Source organism: Pseudoalteromonas sp. SCSIO 43101 (assembly GCF_023650775.1).
Taxonomy (GTDB): domain Bacteria; phylum Pseudomonadota; class Gammaproteobacteria; order Enterobacterales; family Alteromonadaceae; genus Pseudoalteromonas; species Pseudoalteromonas apostichopi.
In genome coordinates this window covers 1,791,286-1,812,622 of sequence record NZ_CP072673.1, presented here as the reverse complement: position 1 = coordinate 1,812,622, position 21,337 = coordinate 1,791,286, and the positions used below count along the sequence as shown (strand labels likewise).

The following is a 21,337-nucleotide window of genomic DNA, read 5'->3' as shown; positions in this document are numbered from 1 at the left end:
GAAGTTTGCGGGTAATACCAATTCGCTTAATTAAGTAGTCTATTTTGAGGCAAGAAAACCTTGTTGATACCAAGGCAAAAATTTCGTTATTTAGTTGTTCTAAATGAGAAATTTTTAACGCAGGTAGCGACAGGTTTAATCCCTCAAAATGATTAAGTATTATTGCGGATTGGTATAAGTTATAGCGATTAAAAAGCCGAGATAAACTCGGCTTTTAAGAATTTAAACTGATTAGTTTAAAATAAGTTGGGTGCTGGTATCAGCAACACCTGGGTAGTCTTGCTCAGGCAAGATTTCGGCAAGTGCTGCTAAACGCTCACCTAATTGGTGAAGATTATCAGCAGATACATTGATATGACCCATCTTACGACCCGGTTTAGCCGTTTTACCATACCAGTGACTAGTAACGTCTTGCGTTGCTAGTACTGAGTGTGGGATTGAAGGCTGACCTAATACGTTGATCATAGCAGTAGGACGAAGACACTCTGTACTACCTAGTGGTAAACCTGCAACAGCGCGCATGTGGTTTTCGAACTGTGAGCAATGTGTGCCCTGCTGTGTCCAGTGACCAGAGTTATGAACGCGTGGCGCAATTTCGTTAACTAATAACGTACCTTGTACATCAAAAAACTCGATTGCTAATACACCTACATAGTCAAGCTCTTGCGCTAACTTGTTAAATGCAAGCTCGGCTTGTTCTTGAATCGCTGCTTTTTCTTTACCCGCAACTGAAAGCGTAAGCACACCATTGGTGTGTTGATTTTCAGTTAATGGGTAAATAACTGTGTTACCCGCTTTGTCGCGTGCACCAATGATAGATACTTCACGGTCAAATGGGATCATCTTCTCTGCGATAATAGAGTGCGGAGCACTCTCGGTGCCAGATGCAATGAAATCTGCCATTTCTGACCAGATTTGGTCAATTTGGTCATCTGACTTTAAGCGCCATTGGCCTTTACCATCGTAACCCGCTTGGCAGGTTTTGATCACAAGCGGCTTGCCTAAGCGCTCTACAGCAGCGATAAGGTGCGCTTTTTCTGTAATTAATTGGTAAGGCGCACACTCAACATTTGTTTTATCAAGTAATGCTTTTTCAAGTGCGCGGTCGCCACCTGTTTTAATTGCCGCTTTACCCGGATAAAACTTATTGCTTTGACAGCACAGTGTTAGTACATCATCAGGAATGTGTTCAAACTCTGCGGTGATAGCGTCTGCGTTATCAATAGCTTGTTGTAATGTGCTGTTACGAACTTCACCAGTTAATGGGTGAATGATTTTTTTACTACCCACATCGTAGGCAACAACATTTAAATCAAGCGGTGCACCCGCTAAGCTCATCATACGAGCTAACTGGCCTGCACCTAAAATTAGAATATTCATATTACTCTGCAGGATTAGGGTTAGCTAAGATTGTGTCTGTTTGTTCTTTACGGAATGCTTCAACTTTTGCGAAGATTTCAGGCTGTTGGCAACCTAAAATTTGTGCCGCTAAAAGGCCAGCATTAGCAGCGCCAGCTTCACCAATTGCAAGAGTGCCTACCGCAACACCTTTAGGCATTTGGCAAATAGATAATAAAGAATCTACACCATTTAGTGTTTTAGATTTAACTGGTACACCTAAAACTGGCAGTGATGTAAACGCCGCAGCCATACCAGGTAAGTGCGCTGCACCACCTGCACCAGCAATAATAATTTTAATACCGCGATCTGCAGCTGAGCTTGCATAGTCAGCAAGTAATTGAGGGGTACGGTGAGCAGAAACAACTTTAGTTTCGTATTCAATGCCGAATTTTTCTAGCATTAACGCCGCATGTTCCATCGTTGGCCAGTCTGATTTGGAACCCATAATAATGCCAACAGTCATAAATACACCTCAGTTAAATTGTTTTCTAAAAAGCGGACTTTTGTCCTTATTTTGTGGCGGGTATTATATACCTAACTCACATCAAGATGCGACTCTAGAAGCACAAAAAAGCCATGACATGCATGGCTTTTAATCACTCATCAGCTAATTAAGCTTCTTTGCTTGCTAGGTACTCAGTGTATGTACCTTTAAAGTCGATAACTTTGCCGTCTTTGATTTCCCAAATACGGTTAGCAAGCGATGATACAAATTGTCTATCGTGTGATACGAACAATAATGTCCCTTCGTATGCTTCAAGTGCTAAGTTAAGCGCTTCGATAGATTCCATGTCCATGTGGTTGGTTGGCTCATCCATTAATAAGATGTTTGGTTTATGCATCATAATTTTGCCAAACAGCATACGGCCTTGCTCACCACCTGAAATCACTTTTACTGACTTTTTGATGTCGTTTTGTGAAAACAGCATACGACCTAAGAAACTACGAACAACTTGCTCGTCGTCACCTTCTTGTTGCCATTGTTCCATCCACTCAAATAAGTTCATGTCTTGTTCGAACTCGTCAGCATGGTCTTGTGCGTAATACCCAATATTAGCGTTATCTGACCATTTAAATTCACCTTGTTTTGGTGCTAAACGACCAGCAAGAGTATTTAACAGTGTTGTTTTACCAACACCGTTCTCACCGATAATCGCAATACGCTCGCCTACTTCAACTAAGCCTTCAAGACCACTGAATAAGGTCTCTTCGAAACCTTGCGCTAAGTTTGTTAGCTCTAACGCATTACGGAATAACTGCTTCTCTTGCTCAAAGCGAATAAACGGACTTTGACGAGAAGATGCTTTAACTTCTTCAAGCTGAATTTTATCGATTTGTTTCGCACGTGATGTTGCTTGCTTTGCTTTTGAAGCGTTCGCAGAGAAGCGCGATACGAACTGTTGAAGTTCGGCAATTTGGCTTTTCTTCTTCGCGTTTTCGCTAAGTAGACGCTCACGAGCTTGCGTTGCAGCGAACATGTACTCATCGTAGTTACCAGGGTAAATACGAAGCTCGCCATAATCGATGTCAGCCATGTGTGTACATACAGAGTTTAAGAAGTGACGGTCGTGCGAAATGATGATCATGGTACAGTCACGCTGGTTTAACACGTCTTCTAACCACTTGATGGTGTATATGTCCAAGTTATTGGTAGGCTCATCGAGTAGCATGATATCTGGATCAGAAAACAGCACTTGTGCAAGTAACACACGCAGTTTAAAACCCGGTGCGATTTCAGACATAGGGCCGTAATGTTGCTCTGTACCAATACCTACACCAATTAGTAACTCACCTGCTTTAGCTTCTGCTGAGTAACCATCCATTTCGGCAAACTCAGTTTCAAGATCAGCCACTTTCATGCCGTCTTCTTCGCTCATCTCAGGTAGGCTGTAAATACGGTCACGCTCTTTTTTTACTTCCCACAGCTCTTTATGACCCATGATTACTGTGTCGATTACAGAAAACTCTTCGTAAGCAAACTGGTCTTGATTTAGTTTTGCAATACGTTCGTTTGGATCTGTGCTGACATTACCTGAAGATGGCTCAAGTTCACCACTTAGGATTTTCATGAAGGTTGATTTACCACAGCCATTCGCACCGATTAAACCGTAACGGTTACCATCGCCAAATTTTGCTGAAATATTTTCGAATAAAGGTTTAGCACCAAATTGCATGGTGATATTAGCTGTACTAATGATAGCGGTACCCTCCAGCGGGTAAAAAAGTAAAAACGAAACTGCGGGCAATTTTAAACTAAAGCCGCTTAGCACGCCATGAAAGTTTAATTAAATACTCCCGCTAATTTTACAAGCTCACACCTAGCGACTACCTTTAATGAGCGCGCTCACTTAACCATATGAGCACGCTCACTTTTAAAATAACCATTTATAAACAGTAGGTTAAGAATGAGTAAACATGCAGATACTCACCAACGTATTTTAGAGGCGGCTTGGAATCTTTTTACTGAGCAAGGGTTTAATGATACTTCAACGAGGCAAATTTCTGCAGCAAGCAACATAGCAGTGGGCACCTTGTTTAATCATTTCTCTGATAAAGTGGCTATTTTAGAAGCATGCCTTGATGATAAATTTAATGATGTGCTGGAACGCGCCAAAGAAACGGATATACACCGCCCTGCTCGCTTAAAGATTAATCATTACGCGCAATATTTTTATCAGTTTTATTGTTTACATCATCGCTTTTATAAAGTGCTTTTTAGCCAGCGATTGTTTTCACAGCCATTCCAGCAACAGCACATGGAGCTAATACAATCATTAGTTTTTGCCGACCAGCCGCAATTTAATAAAGTAAAAGCAGCTATATTACTCGACTGCTATTTTATGACCTTGTTATATGGTCTAGGTGCCGAAACACCAAATACTAAATTAATGCTTAGAACGCTAAGCCAGAAAGTGTCTATTTTTTAGCCTTGGTAACTCATTGATAATTCAATATAGTGAACCTAAAATGAATAATTTTTCCTCAAAGACGCTTTGTTGCATGATAATTTTTCACTTTTTACCCTATTTTAGCTTTGATAATCTCCTACCTTTAACTAAATTATACCTATTAGGGACAATAATTAATCAAGGTACTTTATGAAAAGAACACACACTGCCTTATTTGTTGCAGGCATGATTGCCATACCGACAGCCAATGCCATCGAAATCTATAACGACCAAACCAATAGCGTTACTGTTGGTGGCTTTATCGATGCAAGAATTATTAATACGCAAGGCGAAACTGAGGTAGTAAACGGTGCATCACGCATTAATTTTGATTTTAAGCGCCAATTAAAAAACGGCTGGCAAGCTTTTGCTTTACTTGAATGGGGTGTTAACCCTGTTGGTAGCAGCGATATCGTATACAGCAATCGCTTTGAATCAATTCAAGATGAGTTTTTATATAACCGTTTAGGCTATGTTGGTCTTAAACATGACGATTACGGCCAAGTCACTTTAGGTAAACAATGGGGTGTATGGTACGACGTAGTTTACAACACCAACTACAGCTTAGTATGGGATGGTAATGCTGCAGGTGTTTATACCTACAATAAAGATGACGGTGCTGTAAATGGCACAGGTCGCGGCGATAAAGTACTGCAGTATCGCAATACCTGGGGTAATTTTCATTTAGCGCTTCAAGCACAACTGAAATCTGATGACTTTTATACCTGTGATATCGTTGATATATCAATGAGATCATGTGAGGTCCTTTGGAACCAAGGAAATAACGCCGCACAAAAAGTAGAATTTAATTCTACTTATGGCGCCGCACTCACCTACTCGGTTAGCCCTAATTTAAAAGTAACTGCGGGTGTTAACCGCGGTCAGTTTGATATCGTGTATGCAGGTGGGAGAAACCAATCTGTAAATGATTTAATTTATGGTATGGGCATTACCTATGGTGATTTTTATAAGCCTGGTTGGTATGCATCAGCGAATATAAATAAAAACGAAAACCACGATACTGACAACTTAGGTCGCTTAATTAAAGATGCCGTTGGTTTGGAGTCTATCTTCAGCTATCGCTTTGATAATGACATTCGTACCTTTGTAGCTTATAACGTATTTGATGCCGGCGATGACTATGTTATTCAGCCAAACTTTAATGCCGATCCTGAAGATGTATTTAAGCGTCAATTTGCAGTAATTGGTGCGCACTACTTCATGGCAGAAGATACCATTTTATATATTGAAGCCCGTAAAGACTTTAGCGACTTTTCGAGTAATGACGCTGAGCAAGAAGCACAGATGTCACAAACCGAAGATGACGGTATTGCCATTGGTTTTAATTACACTTTGTAATCACGATTAACACTAAAGCCCACTTTTGTGGGCTTTAACTCACGATAAAAATACTGCAATACATTTTCTTTTTTGTCGCAATATCAACCAACAAATGCTATTACTTAACAGTCATAAAACTAAAAAAATGAAAATAATTGAGGTTAATATGTCTAACAGGACCAAACTTATTCTTCTCTGTGCAATCTCTAGCGTTTCATTTCTGCTCTTTTACTGGCTAACACATGTCAGAGAATCGGATACTGTTTTAGGTGTTAGCTCCGATTTATCTGGTGGTTTAGTTATGGGCTTTGCTATTGGTGTGATGCTAGTTACATTAAGTACATTTAAGTTAAAAAAGCATTAAGTGTATTTAAAAACAAAGGTTTAAACCTTTGCCTATCTGTCATTCATCAAGACAAAAAAGATGACCTTAAAGTTTGCAAGCCATTGATATTGCAAATATAGAAAGGAAAAAGATTTTTCATTTATGCATAAGGAATACTTGTGATTATTCCAAATCATTTCACGAGTATATTATTCGTACCCTATCACGCCCTCACCCTGTATATTAAAAAGCTTAAATTTTAGGTTATGCTGAGGTTGAAGTTAAACTAAATAGAGTATGATGTGTTCTTAATAAGACTACTATGTATCACAATGAATAATCACGTTCTACTTTAGCAATACGCGTTGTAAACGCACTGTACCATTTATCTTTACCAAGCTGCTGCGCATTTAAGTGCTCCAGGTTTTGTTTCCAGGCTTTTATCGCATCTAAGCTTTGCCAATACGATACCGTAATACCCAAACCATCACGAACAGACTCCATGCCTAAATACCCTGGTTGTTGCTCTGCAAGCTCAACCATTCTATTGGCCACTTCTTCATACCCAGCGGTATCCTCAGATAAGATATTCGTAAAAATTACGGCGTAATAAGGCGGTTTAGGTGTATTCGCTATCATGGCTATTACTTCGCTCTACTTGGTTCAAAACCATCATAGCATGGTATTTCTGCGTCAAACGTATCCCAGTTTGCTTTAGAACTTACAAAGTTATGGCTGATCGGACGCTCGTTTATATCGCTATCTAACAAACCTAAGCGAATACGTAAACGGCTTGGGTCATCTTTGTTCTCACTATAAACTGGTGATCCACAGCAGCTACAAAAATAACGAATTCTACCGGGTTTAAATTCAAAGGCACTCAGATGCTGCTTCCCCTCTGTGAGGTTAAAACCATCTCGTTGAATAAAGCCATTGGTTGCGTAGGCTGTGCCTGAATTTTTACGACATAAAGAGCAATGACAATGAATAATTGAGTCTATACCACCAGCAATTGTTACTTTTACTTTGCTGCACAAACAACTTCCTTGATACATAGTACCTCTCAGATTAAAGATTAATAGCCGCGATGCTTCCAAAAATCAGTGGCTGTACCTTCGGCTTCCTTTAATAAGTTAAAGGATTTATCGGCAATTATATGACCATTTAATTCAATAGTCATGCGCCAAATGCCAACTTTATTATCAACAGGTGCCCATATAGTATCACCTAAGTAAAACTGCCAATCGTTTGTTTTAACGTACTGTTCGCCCTCAAATGGTGGCATGATCTCGCCATCTTCATCTGGGATATCTGGATGGTAAACGCAAAACTTTATTTTTTGTCCTTTAGCCTTTTTAATGTTAACAATAAAACCAAATTCAATATCTAACTGTGCCGGAACGTCTGTTGTAAACTCGGTGATTTGAGGCAGGTCTTTCTCTTTTGCATCCCAATGGCTGTAAATGCCGTAACTTTCAATACTGATAATTGGTTTGGCTTTTGCCATCGTTGCAAGCGCTCCTTTTTAAAATGAGACGCCATTTTATAGTAGCAACACTAGCAGAATAAGATTGTATTATTATAGTAATTATTTAATATACTTTATCCAGTGAGCTTCATGATTTTGAAAGCCGCATTTTTTTAACAGCTTAATACTTGCACTATTATTTGGATTAACTAAAGCCACCACACTGTTAAGCGGAGTCGCTACAAAGGTAGTCAGTTTGTCAAATAGCATTTCTAATACCTTTTGCATTATCCCCTTGCCAAAGAATTGCGATGACAATTCAAATCCCAACATACCTTGCCCGTTAATTATGTTAAATAGGCCAACACTGCCAATAACTTGCCCACTACTTCTTAAAACAATAACTAAACGAATGCCTTGTTGATTATAAAAACGTTCTATGTCGCCTTGAATAAAGTCATATACGTCACCTTTCGTTATGTCACTACTATAATCATTAAACGATTGAACATGGGGATCTTTTAAAATACCCCAAATCGCTTGACAATCTTTATGACGAATGGGGCGTAAGTCAAAGGCTAAGTCATCGTGGTTTGACACGTTAATTTCTTCTTTTTACTTTATGAGCTGGCATTATTGTCTTACTATAAATGCAATTTCAAGCAATTAGATTAAGTTCGATGAGTGAAGAATTTAAAGTAATTCAACCTACCACCACAGTCTACTGTAAAGAACGCGGCGAAGGCTGGACTTTAACAGGGATCACTAGTATTGATGAACACACTTCAGTGATGTTCGATGGTGTAAGATATACCTTACCGGCCCGTGAAATTGTTGAGGTTTTATTACCACAACAACTCGAGCGCGAGAAAAACCAACAATAAAAAAAGCCAGCATCAAGCTGGCTTTTTCGTCTTTACAATTAACGTAATGCGTTAATACGCTCATCAAGTGGTGGGTGCGATGAGAATAACTCGGCAACACCTTTACCGCTTGCAATACCAAACGCCATCATTGAACCTTCTAGTTGTGATGGGTGGTTTTGTTTTAAGCGCTCAAGAGCACTACGCATTTTGTCTGCACCTACAAGTCTTGCTGCACCGGCATCCGCAGAGAACTCGCGTTTACGGCTATAGTAAGCAACAATCACACTTGCTAGAACACCAAATAGCATTTGGAAAATCATATCGAACAAGAAGTAAGTCCAGCTACTACCGCCCTCTTCTTCATCACTATTTAAGAAGTTATCAACAATACCAGCTAATACTTTCGCCATAAAGATAACAAAGGTATTCACTACACCTTGAATAAGAGTAAGCGTTACCATGTCGCCATTTGCAATGTGTGATACCTCATGAGCCAATACAGCCTCAGCTTGATCTTGGTTCATGTTGTGTAATAAACCGGTGCTCACAGCCACCAGTGAGTTGTTCTTGCTTGGGCCAGTCGCAAATGCGTTCATTTCAGGGCTATCGTAAATAGCCACTTCTGGCATCGCGATCCCTGCTTTTTTTGCTTGCGCCGCTACCGTCGAAACTAACCATTGTTCTGTTTCAGAACGTGGCTGTTCAATAACATGTGCACCGGTTGATTTTTTTGCCATCCATTTCGACATAAATAACGAAATAAACGAGCCACCAAAACCAAATACGGTTGAAATAACTAAAATGCCGCCTAGACTGCGATGGCTAATACCCAGTACGCTCATCACAATAGACAACACAATACCTAACACTAGCATTACCGCTAAGTTAGTCAGTAGAAACAAAAATACACGCTTCATAAAAACCTCAGAATAAACATACCAATTGTATTAACTAACGACATGGTTAAAAATCGTTAGTTAATAAAATTATCTGGGCTTACTTCCAACTTAGTTTAAGACATATGCAATTGGTCGCAAGGAACTAATTGCAACCAATTGTGACAGAGTATGTCAAAAGTAACAACTCAATTATTATGGGTTGATAGATAAAATTTCAAGTAAGGTTTTGTAAATTTTTAACTTAGGAGTGCCTTCTGTATAAGGACTAATCGCTAAAAGCGGGAAAGGTAATGTTGATTTTAAGGTTTCTAAATTTGCGTCTTGCTCACGCATATTAGGATCTACATGATTTGCAATCCAACCCACACAATTGACACCAAGTGCTTTAAAGTGACTAGCAGTTAATAAAGCATGATTAAGGCAGCCTAGCTTCAAGCCAACCACTAAAATAACATGAAGGTCTTGTGATTTAACCCAATCACAGAGCAAATCAGTTTCGTTGATAGGCAAACACCAGCCACCAGCACCTTCTGTAAGAATATAATCAGTATTGAGTGCTTTTACATTCGCATAAGCAGCATCGAGCTTGTCAAATGTGAGTCTATCGCCTACTTGAGCAGCGGCAATATGCGGTGCAATGGGTGGCTCATAAGTAAAGGGGTTAACAATGTTATATTTAACCCCAATCGATGAGCTTTCCATTAAAGTTAAAGCATCATCGTTAACTAGCTGACCAAATGCTTCTTCTGCACCTGCAGCAATAGGTTTAAAACCAACGGCACGCTGTTTATGTTGCGCCAGCAAGTTTAACAACAAACTGGTTACATGGGTTTTTCCAGCATCGGTGTCTGTACCAGTGATAAAAAATTCTTTCATTATTTAATTAATTCTATTTTTCTAGTTCTAAAAGGACAACTTGATAGCTCACTCTAGCATGCCCATCAACCAGAGGGTATGCCTTACAAACACTATTGAGGGCATGCCTCGTTAATAACCCTTGGCGTTTTTGCTTAGTTTGTAGTGATGTAGCGCCAATAGCTTTAATCGAACGCAGGGCTTCTAAGGGTGAATTATAGGTATCTATGTAACATCTATCGGCAGCAAAATTCAGTTTAAACCCCGCAGATTTTGCATACTCAATAACCTTATTAGCACAATGGAATTGATTAATATGACTTTGCTGATCTATGCAACTAAATGCTTGTTTAATCTCTTTAAGCGATCCATCTACAACGCAACTTAAATAGACTTTTCCGCCTATTTTTAAAGAACAAAAAAGGTTTTTAAGCAGTTCTTTAAAATCAGCAGACCATTGCATTGCAAAATTACTAAATACACAATCAAGTGTATTTTGTTGTAAAGGTAAGTTATCCATATCAGCACACACTTTTAAACAACGCGGGCTTTGCTCTGTGCTTAGCATGGAATGACTTAAGTCCATTGCCAGTACAGTATCAAAATGTGTTTTAAGCATTGCCGTGTTAACTAAAGGCCCTGCCCCTAAGTCAAGGCAAGTACCCTGCTGATGCTTATTTGCCATCATTTTAAATAAGTGTGTAGCAGCTTGTTTTTGAACATTGGCATGACTTGCATAATTTGCAGCGGCTCTAGAAAACTTAGTTTGTGTTGTTAGCTTATTACTTTGACAATTTGTAGCGGCTTGCAGTTGAACAATCATAAACACTCCACTAGCGAATCAACCAGCTGTTTTATATCCTCAGGTTGATGCGCGCTACTTAAGGTGATCCTAAGTCGTGCCGTATTATAAGGTACCGTGGGTGGTCGAATAGCAGTTAACCATACACCTTTTTCTTTGAGCTTATTCGCAACGGCAAGTGTATGTTCTGCATCACCTAGAACCAAAGGTTGTATAGCCGTTGTTGATTCCATTAATGCTAAGTTATGCTCTTTAGCAAGCACTCTAAAGTAGGCAATATTCTCTATAAGCTGAGAGCGTTTCTCATCAGCCTTAATTAACTTTTCAAGTCGCTCAAGGGTACAACTTGCCATCAATGGTGACATCGCTGTTGAATAGATGTATTCACGATTATACTGCAGCATGTAATCAACCATTTGTTTTGACGCAAGCAGGCAAGCACCACTACTTGCAAGTGCCTTTCCAAAGGTGATAATTAATAAATCTGGCTTGATTACCTCACAACTTCCTAAGCCTTGCTCACCCAATACGCCAAAGCCATGGGCGTCGTCAATCATGAGCCACGCACCGTATTGTTTAGCAAGTTTAAACAGTTCTTCAATGGGGGCTTTATCACCATCCATTGAAAACACCCCTTCACTCACAATGAGTCTATGCTTTGCTTTTGACTTTTGTAGCCGAGATTCTAAATGCTTTAGGTCGTTATGATTAAAACGCACCATAGCAGCGGCAGAATGAAGGCCGCCATCAATTAAGCTGGCATGATTGAGCTTATCTTGAAAAATTGCCGATGATTGCGCCACGCTTTTATCTTGAAACAATGCTTTTAATACGCTGCTATTTGCACTAAATCCGCTATTAAATAACATCGCGCTTTCAAAGCCTAATAGCTTGCATAAACGCTGTTCAAGCTGTTGCTGCGCTTTATTATAGCCATTCACTAGAGCAGAACTGTGGCTACCTAGTTGCTGCGCTTGTATTTCGATAAAATCATCAGCAAAGCCAAGGTAGTCATTACTGGCAAAATTTAAATATTGTTTACCAGCAACTTTTATAAAACGCCCGCTTGATTGCTCAACAAGTTGACGCTGTCTCAGTAATGCATCTGCTTGACGCTCTTCAAGATGCTCGGCAATAAAATCGAAAGCCATTAAAATGTTACGCTTCGTAAAATAGTTCTGATGTTGCTTTATCGGCAACTTTTGAAGAAAGCGATGCTGCAACCGCTTCATCAGAATAATCTTCACGGGTTTCTGGGTTCATACCTAATTTTTTAATCAGCATCATATCAGCGTCTGCTTCAGGGTTTTCTGTAGTCAGTAACTTATCACCGTAGAAAATTGAATTAGCACCAGCAAAGAAACACATAGATTGCATTTGTTCATTCATCGCAGTACGGCCAGCTGATAAACGAACATAACTTTTAGGCATCATAATACGTGCAACTGCGATAGTACGAATGAACTCAAAATGATCTAAGTCTTCTACATCTTCAAGAGGTGTACCTTTCACCTTAACTAACATGTTAATTGGCACACTCTCTGGCTGTTGCGGCAAGTTTGCTAATTGCATTAATAAACCAAAACGATCAGCAGCCTGCTCTCCCATACCGACTATACCACCTGAACACACTTTCATTCCGGCATCACGTACATTATCAATGGTATTTAAACGGTCTTGATAAGTACGTGTTGTAATGATCTGTTGATAATACTCTGGCGATGTATCAAGGTTATGGTTGTAGTAATCAAGACCGGCGTCTTTTAATGCATGAGCTTTTTCGTTATCTAGCATGCCAAGTGTCATACAAGTCTCAAGCCCAAGTTCTTTAACTTCTTTTACCATTTTTGAAATATATGGCATATCTCGCTCTTTAGGGTCAGACCAAGCAGCCCCCATACAAAAACGTGTTGCCCCTTTTTCTTTAGCAACACGCGCTTGCTCAACCACTTTTTCTACTTCCATAAGGCGCTCACGGTCTAGGTCTGTTTTATAATGACCTGACTGAGGACAATATTTGCAATCTTCTGGGCAAGCACCGGTTTTAATAGATAACAAAGTAGAAATTTGTACTTCATTTGGGTTGAAGTTTTCACGGTGAACACTGGCCGCTTTAAATAACAAATCATTGAATGGCATTTCGAATAATGCTTTTACTTCTTGGTGAGTCCAATCGTGACGGACAACTGCGTGCTCCATAATAGTCTCTTTTTTAAATTATTAGGACGGTTTGTTTGGCTTAGTCTACGACTTGACGTAACATTGTCAATGAATTGAAGTGATATAAAGTTTACATATGATTAATAAACAACCAGTAGATTTAGATTTTGATCGTGACCATATTTGGCACCCTTATACTTCTATGACTCAACCCCTTCCCGTGTATCCAGTAAGTCATGCAAATGCAAATCGTATTTTCTTAGAAACAGGTGAAAGCCTAATAGATGGTATGGCCTCTTGGTGGAGTGCAATTCATGGTTACTGCCACCCTGTTTTAAATGAGGCAATCACCAAGCAAGTTAGCAAAATGAGCCATGTCATGTTTGGTGGCTTAACTCATGAGCCCGCTGTTGAGCTGTGTAAAAAGTTGGTAAGTATGACACCTGCTTCACTTGATAAAGTGTTCTTAGCCGATAGTGGCTCTGTGAGTGTTGAAGTCGCAATCAAAATGGCTTTGCAATACTGGTTAAGCCAAGGATACACCAGCAAGCAAAAGTTAATGACGCCGCTAAAGGGTTATCATGGCGACACCTTCGCAGCCATGAGCGTTTGCGATCCAATAAATTCAATGCACAGCATGTATTCAGGGTTTTTACCTGAACATGTTTTTGTGCCGGCTCCTATTTCTAAATTTAATGAAGAGTTTAGCCCTGCTGAAGCGGATACGCTTGAAAGCTATTTTGCAGCTCATCATCAAGATGTGGCTGCTTTTATCATTGAACCCATTGTTCAAAATGCCGGAGGCATGAATTTTTACCATCCTGATTACTTAAAACACCTGCGCATTCTTTGCGATAAGTATGATGTTTTACTTATTTGTGATGAAATCGCCACAGGGTTTGGCCGCACCGGTACCTTGTTTGCTGTTGAACATGCCAATATCGAGCCAGATATTTTATGTATTGGCAAAGCATTAACAGGTGGCATGATGACGCTATCAGCAACATTAACCACCAGCAAAGTCGCTGTTGGGATCAGTGAAGGTGAAGCCGGCGTATTAATGCATGGCCCAACGTTTATGGGTAACCCGCTTGCCTGTGCCACAGCCTGCGCGAGTATTGATTTACTACTAGAGCAACCTTGGCAAGAACAAATTGAACACATAAATGACGTGCTAACATCCCAACTTACTAAATGTAAGCAACTCGAGGCAGTCGTTGATGTGCGCACATTAGGCGCTATTGGTGTTGTAGAGCTTAATCAAAATGTTGATGTAGCTAAAATTCAACGCTTTTTTATAGAGCAAGGTGTTTGGATCCGCCCATTTGGCAAGTTAATTTATTTAATGCCGCCATATATAAGCAATGAACAAAGCCTAACGAAATTATGTGATGCTATTTTTGCAGCCATTGAACAACAAGCGTATTGAAGACATTAAAAAAGGAAGCTGCTGCTTCCTTTTCCTTTAAACTTTACCATTCAAACATATAAGCCATTTTACTGATCATTCGAAGCGGTACTTTATGTTCACAGCGCTTAGCGTATAGGTGCTGCAATGATTTATCTTTAATTTCACCAACGATGACTTCTTTTACTTGATAACCCAATGCAGTGGCAGCTTGTGCGTAAGCGATAAATTCCCACTTTTTGATATTGGTGTTATCAACAATCACTAGCGGAATTTCTTCTGCTAAAGCATTAATAAAGCGCGCAAGGTTTAGATTATGATATTCAGGTAGCTTGTACTTATCAAATTGATATACACCTTCGCTATTGTAAAAATAATCATCTGTTGCGCACACTACATAGTCACTTTCATTACCTGCTACCAACTCATCAGCAAGGCTTTGTGCATAATATGATTTACCTGAACCTGGTAAGCCGCGAAGAATAAAAACTTGTTTCATAGCACCTGTTATACAAATTAATTAAAGACTAAAGGACAGTTATCCTGTTGAGAATTGTTAATAATGCCACAAAATAACCAATTAGCGCAGCGAGAATTTAAATAAACGCAAATTTTACGCAAAATATTGCTGCTATTTTATCCAATTGAAGAAAAACTACTAAAGAGTACGCCTGAATAGTTTTTTTATTTGATTTACGAAGGTAAGATAGTCGATTCAAGTGCAATGCACAGCATTATAATATTAGGCAACTTATATCATTGGAGTGAAGATGAGCCATTTAGCGATTTCAGAGCTATTAAAAGGCAAGGTTGCGGTAGACAGCCAAGTAACAGTAAAAGGCTGGATCCGTACACGCCGCGATTCAAAAGCAGGAATTTCATTTTTAGCCGTTCATGACGGTTCGTGTTTTGATCCTATTCAAGCGGTAGTACCTAATTCACTCAATAATTATGATGAAGTCACACGTTTAACTGCTGGTTGTTCAGTCTCTGTAACCGGTATCCTTGTTCCTTCAGCAGGCCAAGGTCAGTCTTTCGAGATTCAGGCTAACTCTGTTGAAGTATTAGGTTGGGTTGAGAACCCAGATACTTACCCTATGTCAGCTAAACGTCACAGCATTGAGTATTTACGTGAACATGCGCACCTTCGCCCTCGTACTAACATTATGGGCGCAGTAACTCGTGTACGTAACTGTTTAGCACAAGCGATTCACCGTTTTTATCACGAACAAGGTTTCTACTGGATCAGCACGCCTATTATCACTGCAAGTGACTGTGAAGGTGCAGGTGAAATGTTCCGTGTATCTACTTTAGATATGCAAAACTTGCCACGTACAGATAAAGGTGACATCGATTACAGCGAAGATTTCTTCGGTAAAGAAGCGTTCTTAACTGTATCTGGTCAGTTAAATGGTGAGACATACGCATCTGCAATGTCAAAAATCTATACCTTTGGTCCTACTTTCCGTGCTGAGAACTCAAACACATCGCGTCACTTAGCAGAGTTTTGGATGGTTGAACCTGAAGTTGCGTTCGCAGATTTAGAAGATATCGCAAAACTTGCTGAAGACATGCTGAAATATGTTTTCAATGCAGTATTAACTGAACGTCGTGATGACATGGAATTCTTTGCACAACGTGTAGAGAAAACAGCTATCTCTCGTTTAGAAGAGTTCGTTACAAAAGATTTCGCTCAAGTCGATTACACTGATGCTATCGAAATCTTAAAAGCATGCGGCAAGAAGTTCGAGTTCGCTGTTGAATGGGGTGTAGATTTACAATCTGAGCACGAGCGTTACCTTGCTGAAGAACACTTTAACGCACCAGTAGTTATCAAAAATTACCCGCGTGATATAAAAGCGTTCTACATGCGTCAAAACGAAGACGGCAAAACAGTGGCAGCGATGGATGTCGTTGCGCCGGGTATCGGTGAAATCATCGGCGGCTCTCAACGCGAGGAGCGCCTAGATGTACTAGACAAACGTTTAGAAGAAATGGGCTTAGATAAAGAAGACTACAGCTGGTACCGTGATCTGCGTAAATACGGTACTGTTCCACACTCTGGTTTTGGTTTAGGTTTTGAGCGCTTAGTTGCTTATGTAACAGGTATGGGCAACGTTCGTGACGTTATCGCCTTCCCTCGTACAAAAGGCAGCGCGACTTACTAATAAGTAACGCTAGATTATTTAAAAGCCGCTTTCGAGCGGCTTTTTTGTGTGTAAATCATTAAATATTTTAAAAAATTACAGTCTAAAGAATTAGCAAAGCCAGACATATTGCCTATATTGATAAGAAGCTAACTATTAAGGAGTTTGTGTCTACTATGCTATTTCGCTCTATGAAAGCCCTTTTGCTATCTACAACCCTTATCTCTGCACATAGTGCGTATGCAATTGAAGAAAATATTAATTCGAAACCAATTTTTATTGCAGGCTCAACCACAGTGGCAGAATTATTAGTCGATATAAAAGATGACTTAAGCCAAGAGTTTGGCAATAGCATACAAATTAGACCGATGGGCAGTGATAAAGGCATTAAAGCCATTGCCGAAAATGTTATCGATATCGGCACCAGCTCCCGTTATTTATCAAAAGAAGAGCAACAACGCTGGCCTTTTTTGCGGCAAATAATCATAGCCCAAGATGCAATCGCATTTTTTGTAAATAAAAACTTAAACATCACTGAACTTACCACTAAAAAGCTAAGCGATATCTACCAAGGTAAACTAAAGGCGTGGTCTGAGGTTTCACCTTATACACCTGAGCTTAGTGCAAAAAATGATGAGATCCTGCTTTTTAGTAAAGGCACTAACCATGGCAGCTTTGATGTATTTTTAGAATATCTAAATTTAGATTATATCCAAGAACCTGGCAGTAACTTTATACGCCTAAAAATAGCGGGTAACAGAGGTTTATTTTCAGATAAGAAAGTTGAGCTTTACGATCAGTTCAATCAAGCACTGGGGATAGTGCAACGTATACCAAATGCCATTGCCTATGATTCATATGGTGCTATCAGTAAATTAGAAAATGACAGACGCATTAATAAGGTTGCTTTACTCCAGATTGATGGTGTTAGTCCTTCAGTCGAATCAATTCAAAATGGCGATTATGCCTTTGTTAGGCCTCTTGTGCTTATTGTTAATACACAATCACCACGCTCAAAAAAGATTGGTAATAGGCTCGATGTAATTGTTAAATCACACAAGATACAACAGAGGCTGCTTGAGTTTGGTTACCTTCCGGTAAAACAGTAACCTGAAAATTGAAACGAAAAAAAGCTGCGCACCGAAAAGGTGAACAGCTTTTAACAACCAGAATCGTTATGGGTTACAGAGCGCTTTCTAGCTCTGGTAACACATCAAATAAATCCGCAACTAAACCGTAGTCAGCGACTTGGAATATTGGTGCGTCAGGGTCTTTATTGATGGCAACAATCACTTTAGAGTCTTTCATACCCGCTAGGTGTTGAATTGCACCACTGATACCCACAGCAATATATAGATCTGGGGCAACAATTTTACCTGTTTGACCCACTTGCATATCATTTGGTACAAAGCCCGCATCTACAGCGGCACGTGAAGCACCAATGGCTGCGCCTAATTTATCGGCAATACCATTTAACAACGCAAAGTTTTCACCATTTTGCATACCGCGACCACCTGAAATAACCACAGGTGCAGCAGTCAGCTCTGGACGTTCTGATTCAGTTTGTTCTTCTGATACAAACTCGCTCAGACCAACTGAACCTTTACCTGTAACACTAGTTGCAGCTACAGGTGCTTGCTCTGGTGCAACATCAAAGCTACTTGCACGAACGGTAATAACCTTTTTGCTATCAAGTGATTTTACTGTCGCAATTGCATTACCAGCATAGATAGGACGCTTGAAGGTATCAGCATCAATCACATCAATGATTTCTGAGATTTGAGCGACATAAAGAAGTGCTGCAACACGCGGCATAAAGTTTTTACCCGTTGTTGTTGCGCTCGCGACAATGTGTGAATAGTTATCTGCTAAAGATAAAACCAGATCCGCGACGTTTTCAGCTAGTTGGTGTGCATAAGCTGCATCATCTGCAATTAAAACGTTGCTTACACCTGCAATTGACGCTGCTTGCTCACTCATTGCAGATAAGTTTTCACCTGCAAGTAATAAATCTACATCGAAGCCTAGTTTAACAGCAGCTGTAACCGTTTTATTGGTTTCAGGCTTTAGAACACCTTTGTCGTGTTCGGCTATCACTAATGTTTTCATTTAGATCACCTTCGCTTCTGTTTTTAACTTTTCTACTAATGTCGCTACATCTTCTACAACAATACCGCCGCTGCGCTTTTCTGGCTCGTTAACTTCAACCAATTGCACGCGAGGAGTAAGGTCTACACCGAGACTATCAGCGGCAATAACATCAAGCGGTTTACGCTTAGCCTTCATAATGTTTGGTAATGAAGCATAGCGTGGCTCATTTAAACGTAAGTCTGTGGTAACGATAGCTGGGAGTTTCAGCGCAACAGTTTGTAAACCGCCGTCTACTTCACGTGTTACATTAACCGTACCTGCTTGTACGTCCACTTTAGACGCAAAGGTACCTTGGCCACGACCAGTTAATGCAGCAAGCATTTGCCCAGTTTGATTGTTGTCAGAGTCAATCGATTGCTTACCTAAAATAACTAGCTCAGGTGATTCTTGCTCTACAATCTTGCTAAGTAATTTAGCAACATGCAAAGACTCAAGCTTTTCTTCTGTTTCAATATGAATGGCTTTATCAGCACCAAGTGCTAACGCTGTACGTAATTGCTCTTGAGATGATTTATTACCAATAGTCACAGCAACAACCTCAGTGGCAGTTCCTGCTTCTTTTAAACGAATAGCTTCTTCAATTGCAATTTCACAAAACGGGTTCATCGCCATTTTCACATTAGCTAAATCAACATCCGTTTTATCGGCTTTAACGCGTGCTTTGACGTTGTAGTCAATTACTCTTTTAATTGGAACGAGGACTTTCATCGTGACTCCATCAATTGTGTGTTCTCAAAGTTAACCTTCGCGTCAACTTATTTATTTTATGAATTCAGACTACTTCCTGTTGACGTAAACGTCAACCTAAAATAACCTTAAAGTATTCACAGCCTGTAACGTTTCATTTGCAAGTATGAAATAAGGTTCTTTACAGCAGGTCCGTCACCGAGAAGAGGTTAATATGGTCGAACGCGAAACCATGGAATTTGATGTAGTCATCGTAGGCGCAGGCCCAGCAGGTTTATCAACTGCAATTAGATTGGCTAAACAAGCACAAGAAAAACAACAAGAATTAATGATCTGTGTGGTAGAAAAAGGCTCTGAGGTGGGCGCACACATTTTATCGGGTGCCGTTTTTGAGACTAAAGCACTCGATGAATTACTACCTGATTGGCAGTCATTAGGCGCTCCCGTTACTACTAAAGTAACTCAAGATGACATTTACTGGTTCAATAACAGTGAGAAAGCCACTAGCATCCCCCACTTTGCTAGTCCTAAAACTTTTCATAACGACGGTAATTACATAGTTTCTATGGGTAATGTGTGTCGCTTTTTAGCCGAGCAAGCTGAAAATTTAGGTGTAGAAATTTTCCCAGGGTTTAGCGCGCACTCTCTAATCATTGAAGAAGATACAGTTAAAGGCATTATTACCGGCGATATGGGTCTTGATAAAGACGGCAACGAAAAAGATGGTTATATGCCAGGTATGGAGCTTAGAGCTAAATACACCGTATTTGCTGAAGGCTGCCGCGGTCATTTAGGTAAAGAGCTAATCAAACACTTTGCCCTTGATAAAGATGCGTCACCACAGCATTACGGTTTAGGCTTCAAAGAAATTTGGCAAATCGATCCAAGTAAACACAAAGAAGGCACCGTAGTACATGGTACAGGTTGGCCGTTAACAGGTGATACCAGCGGTGGTGCGTTTATGTACCACAGCGACAACAACCAAGTTGTTGTTGGTTTAATTGTTGATCTGAACTATTCGAACCCGCATTTGAGTCCGTTTGATGAATTCCAACGTATGAAACATCACCCTATTTTTAAAGATGTTTTAGAAGGGGGCGAACGTATAGCTTATGGTGCTAGGGCTATTGCAAAAGGTGGGCTGCGCTCATTACCAAAAATGCACTTTCCGGGTGGTTTACTCGTGGGCTGTGATGCTGGCACATTAAATTTTGCCAAAATTAAAGGTAATCATACGGCAATGAAGTCTGGCATGGTCGCAGCTGATGTCATTTTAGAAGCCCTAGGTGATGGTAAAGAAAATGCTGATTTAGCTGAATATAAAACAGCCTTTGAACAAAGCTGGGCTTATAAAGAGCTATATCAATCGCGGAACTTTGGCCCTGTTATGCATAAACTAGGTAAGTTCTTAGGCGGTGCTTACAATACGCTTGATCAAAACCTATTCGGTGGCAGCTTACCGTTTAATTTTGAAGATAACATGCCAGACCATGCCACCTTAGTCACTGCTGATCAGGCTGAAAAAATCGACTACCCGAAAGCAGATGGCAAACTTAGCTTCGATAAACTTTCATCTGTGTTTTTATCAAATACCAATCATGAAGAATCGCAGCCATGTCATTTAAAGCTAAAAGATAACTCGATTCCCATCAAAGTGAATTTGGTACAATTTGATGAGCCTGCACAACGCTACTGCCCTGCTGGTGTTTACGAAGTTCAGGAAGTCGAAGGTGAGAAAGAGTTTGTTATCAATTCGCAAAACTGTGTTCACTGTAAAACCTGTGACATAAAAGACCCTAGTCAAAACATTACTTGGGTAACCCCTGAGGGAGCTGGTGGACCAAACTACCCTAACATGTAGTAACGCACGTTACTCATT

The 21,337-nt window shown here is 40.0% G+C and carries 22 protein-coding genes; 7 read left to right on the top strand and 15 right to left on the bottom strand.

The features are described from left to right. Positions 1-231 precede the first annotated feature (231 nt). The 3 genes from J8Z25_RS08500 to J8Z25_RS08490 form a co-directional block, all read right to left on the bottom strand. The gene (locus J8Z25_RS08500) at positions 232-1,380 is read right to left on the bottom strand and encodes a 5-(carboxyamino)imidazole ribonucleotide synthase (protein ID WP_250661978.1); all 1,149 of its coding nucleotides are present in this window, start codon (positions 1,378-1,380) and stop codon (positions 232-234) included. A 1-nt stretch (position 1,381) separates the two neighbouring features. Beyond that, positions 1,382-1,864 (bottom strand): 5-(carboxyamino)imidazole ribonucleotide mutase, encoded by a 483-nt coding sequence (gene purE, locus J8Z25_RS08495; RefSeq protein ID WP_054553887.1) that lies wholly within the window; start codon positions 1,862-1,864, stop codon positions 1,382-1,384. Between the two features lie 148 nt (positions 1,865-2,012). Next, the gene (locus J8Z25_RS08490; RefSeq protein ID WP_130052292.1) at positions 2,013-3,599 is read right to left on the bottom strand and encodes an ABC-F family ATPase; all 1,587 of its coding nucleotides are present in this window, start codon (positions 3,597-3,599) and stop codon (positions 2,013-2,015) included. Between the two features lie 207 nt (positions 3,600-3,806). Here J8Z25_RS08490 and J8Z25_RS08485 point away from each other — a divergent pair, with 207 nt between their 5' ends. Both J8Z25_RS08485 and J8Z25_RS08480 read left to right on the top strand, forming a co-directional pair. Next, positions 3,807-4,328 carry a TetR/AcrR family transcriptional regulator gene (locus J8Z25_RS08485; RefSeq protein ID WP_167657685.1) on the top strand — a complete coding sequence of 174 codons (522 nt, stop codon included), beginning with the start codon at positions 3,807-3,809 and terminating at the stop codon, positions 4,326-4,328. Between the two features lie 171 nt (positions 4,329-4,499). Then, positions 4,500-5,708, top strand: a complete 1,209-nt coding sequence (locus J8Z25_RS08480) for a porin (RefSeq protein WP_130051523.1) — start codon at positions 4,500-4,502, stop codon at positions 5,706-5,708. A 634-nt stretch (positions 5,709-6,342) separates the two neighbouring features. Here the strand turns inward: J8Z25_RS08480 and J8Z25_RS08475 are convergent. The 4 genes from J8Z25_RS08475 to J8Z25_RS08460 all read right to left on the bottom strand — a co-directional run bounded on the left by J8Z25_RS08475 (position 6,343) and on the right by J8Z25_RS08460 (position 8,083). Further along, positions 6,343-6,654, bottom strand: coding sequence for an antibiotic biosynthesis monooxygenase family protein (locus J8Z25_RS08475; protein ID WP_250661977.1), 312 nt, complete (start codon positions 6,652-6,654; stop codon positions 6,343-6,345). Between the two features lie 5 nt (positions 6,655-6,659). Next, a complete protein-coding gene (locus J8Z25_RS08470; protein WP_167657690.1) occupies positions 6,660-7,070 on the bottom strand; it encodes a GFA family protein in 411 nt (136 codons plus the stop codon). A gap of 20 nt (positions 7,071-7,090) precedes the next feature. Continuing rightward, positions 7,091-7,522 (bottom strand): DUF3859 domain-containing protein, encoded by a 432-nt coding sequence (locus tag J8Z25_RS08465; protein ID WP_130051526.1) that lies wholly within the window; start codon positions 7,520-7,522, stop codon positions 7,091-7,093. Positions 7,523-7,603: 81 nt separating this feature from the next. Then, a complete protein-coding gene (locus J8Z25_RS08460) occupies positions 7,604-8,083 on the bottom strand; it encodes a GNAT family N-acetyltransferase (protein ID WP_250661976.1) in 480 nt (159 codons plus the stop codon). Between the two features lie 80 nt (positions 8,084-8,163). Between J8Z25_RS08460 and J8Z25_RS08455 the strand changes: the two genes are divergently transcribed. Next, positions 8,164-8,367 carry a hypothetical protein gene (locus J8Z25_RS08455; protein WP_054561447.1) on the top strand — a complete coding sequence of 68 codons (204 nt, stop codon included), beginning with the start codon at positions 8,164-8,166 and terminating at the stop codon, positions 8,365-8,367. A gap of 38 nt (positions 8,368-8,405) precedes the next feature. On the opposite strand, the gene htpX is transcribed toward J8Z25_RS08455, so the two are convergent. From htpX to bioB, 5 genes are all read right to left on the bottom strand, one after another. After that, positions 8,406-9,266, bottom strand: coding sequence for a protease HtpX (htpX, locus tag J8Z25_RS08450; RefSeq protein WP_167657693.1), 861 nt, complete (start codon positions 9,264-9,266; stop codon positions 8,406-8,408). A 174-nt stretch (positions 9,267-9,440) separates the two neighbouring features. Continuing rightward, positions 9,441-10,124, bottom strand: coding sequence for a dethiobiotin synthase (gene bioD, locus J8Z25_RS08445; RefSeq protein WP_250661975.1), 684 nt, complete (start codon positions 10,122-10,124; stop codon positions 9,441-9,443). Between the two features lie 13 nt (positions 10,125-10,137). Then, the gene (locus J8Z25_RS08440) at positions 10,138-10,926 is read right to left on the bottom strand and encodes a methyltransferase domain-containing protein (protein ID WP_130051529.1); all 789 of its coding nucleotides are present in this window, start codon (positions 10,924-10,926) and stop codon (positions 10,138-10,140) included. Next, positions 10,923-12,056, bottom strand: a complete 1,134-nt coding sequence (locus tag J8Z25_RS08435) for an aminotransferase class I/II-fold pyridoxal phosphate-dependent enzyme (protein WP_250661974.1) — start codon at positions 12,054-12,056, stop codon at positions 10,923-10,925. Before J8Z25_RS08435 ends, J8Z25_RS08440 begins: the two co-directional genes overlap by 4 nt. A 7-nt stretch (positions 12,057-12,063) precedes the next feature. After that, complete coding sequence (gene bioB, locus J8Z25_RS08430; RefSeq protein WP_054553903.1) at positions 12,064-13,104, bottom strand: biotin synthase BioB; 1,041 nt, start codon at positions 13,102-13,104, stop codon at positions 12,064-12,066. 97 nt (positions 13,105-13,201) lie between these two features. Here bioB and bioA point away from each other — a divergent pair, with 97 nt between their 5' ends. After that, on the top strand, positions 13,202-14,494 hold the full coding sequence (bioA, locus tag J8Z25_RS08425) for an adenosylmethionine--8-amino-7-oxononanoate transaminase (protein ID WP_250661973.1): 1,293 nt from the start codon (positions 13,202-13,204) through the stop codon (positions 14,492-14,494). Between the two features lie 43 nt (positions 14,495-14,537). On the opposite strand, the gene J8Z25_RS08420 is transcribed toward bioA, so the two are convergent. Continuing rightward, complete coding sequence (locus tag J8Z25_RS08420) at positions 14,538-14,972, bottom strand: AAA family ATPase (protein ID WP_130051532.1); 435 nt, start codon at positions 14,970-14,972, stop codon at positions 14,538-14,540. Between the two features lie 271 nt (positions 14,973-15,243). Here J8Z25_RS08420 and asnS point away from each other — a divergent pair, with 271 nt between their 5' ends. Together asnS and J8Z25_RS08410 are read left to right on the top strand one after the other, a co-directional pair. Further along, a complete protein-coding gene (gene asnS / locus J8Z25_RS08415; protein WP_130051533.1) occupies positions 15,244-16,641 on the top strand; it encodes an asparagine--tRNA ligase in 1,398 nt (465 codons plus the stop codon). A 155-nt stretch (positions 16,642-16,796) separates the two neighbouring features. Continuing rightward, positions 16,797-17,729, top strand: coding sequence for a substrate-binding domain-containing protein (locus J8Z25_RS08410; protein WP_239977799.1), 933 nt, complete (start codon positions 16,797-16,799; stop codon positions 17,727-17,729). 73 nt (positions 17,730-17,802) lie between these two features. Here J8Z25_RS08410 and J8Z25_RS08405 read toward each other — a convergent pair whose 3' ends face one another. Both J8Z25_RS08405 and J8Z25_RS08400 read right to left on the bottom strand, forming a co-directional pair. Then, on the bottom strand, positions 17,803-18,729 hold the full coding sequence (locus J8Z25_RS08405) for an FAD-binding protein (protein ID WP_250661972.1): 927 nt from the start codon (positions 18,727-18,729) through the stop codon (positions 17,803-17,805). After that, on the bottom strand, positions 18,730-19,479 hold the full coding sequence (locus J8Z25_RS08400; RefSeq protein ID WP_130051536.1) for an electron transfer flavoprotein subunit beta/FixA family protein: 750 nt from the start codon (positions 19,477-19,479) through the stop codon (positions 18,730-18,732). A 193-nt stretch (positions 19,480-19,672) separates the two neighbouring features. Here J8Z25_RS08400 and J8Z25_RS08395 point away from each other — a divergent pair, with 193 nt between their 5' ends. Then, complete coding sequence (locus J8Z25_RS08395; protein ID WP_250661971.1) at positions 19,673-21,319, top strand: electron transfer flavoprotein-ubiquinone oxidoreductase; 1,647 nt, start codon at positions 19,673-19,675, stop codon at positions 21,317-21,319. The last annotated feature ends 18 nt before the right edge of the window (positions 21,320-21,337 follow it).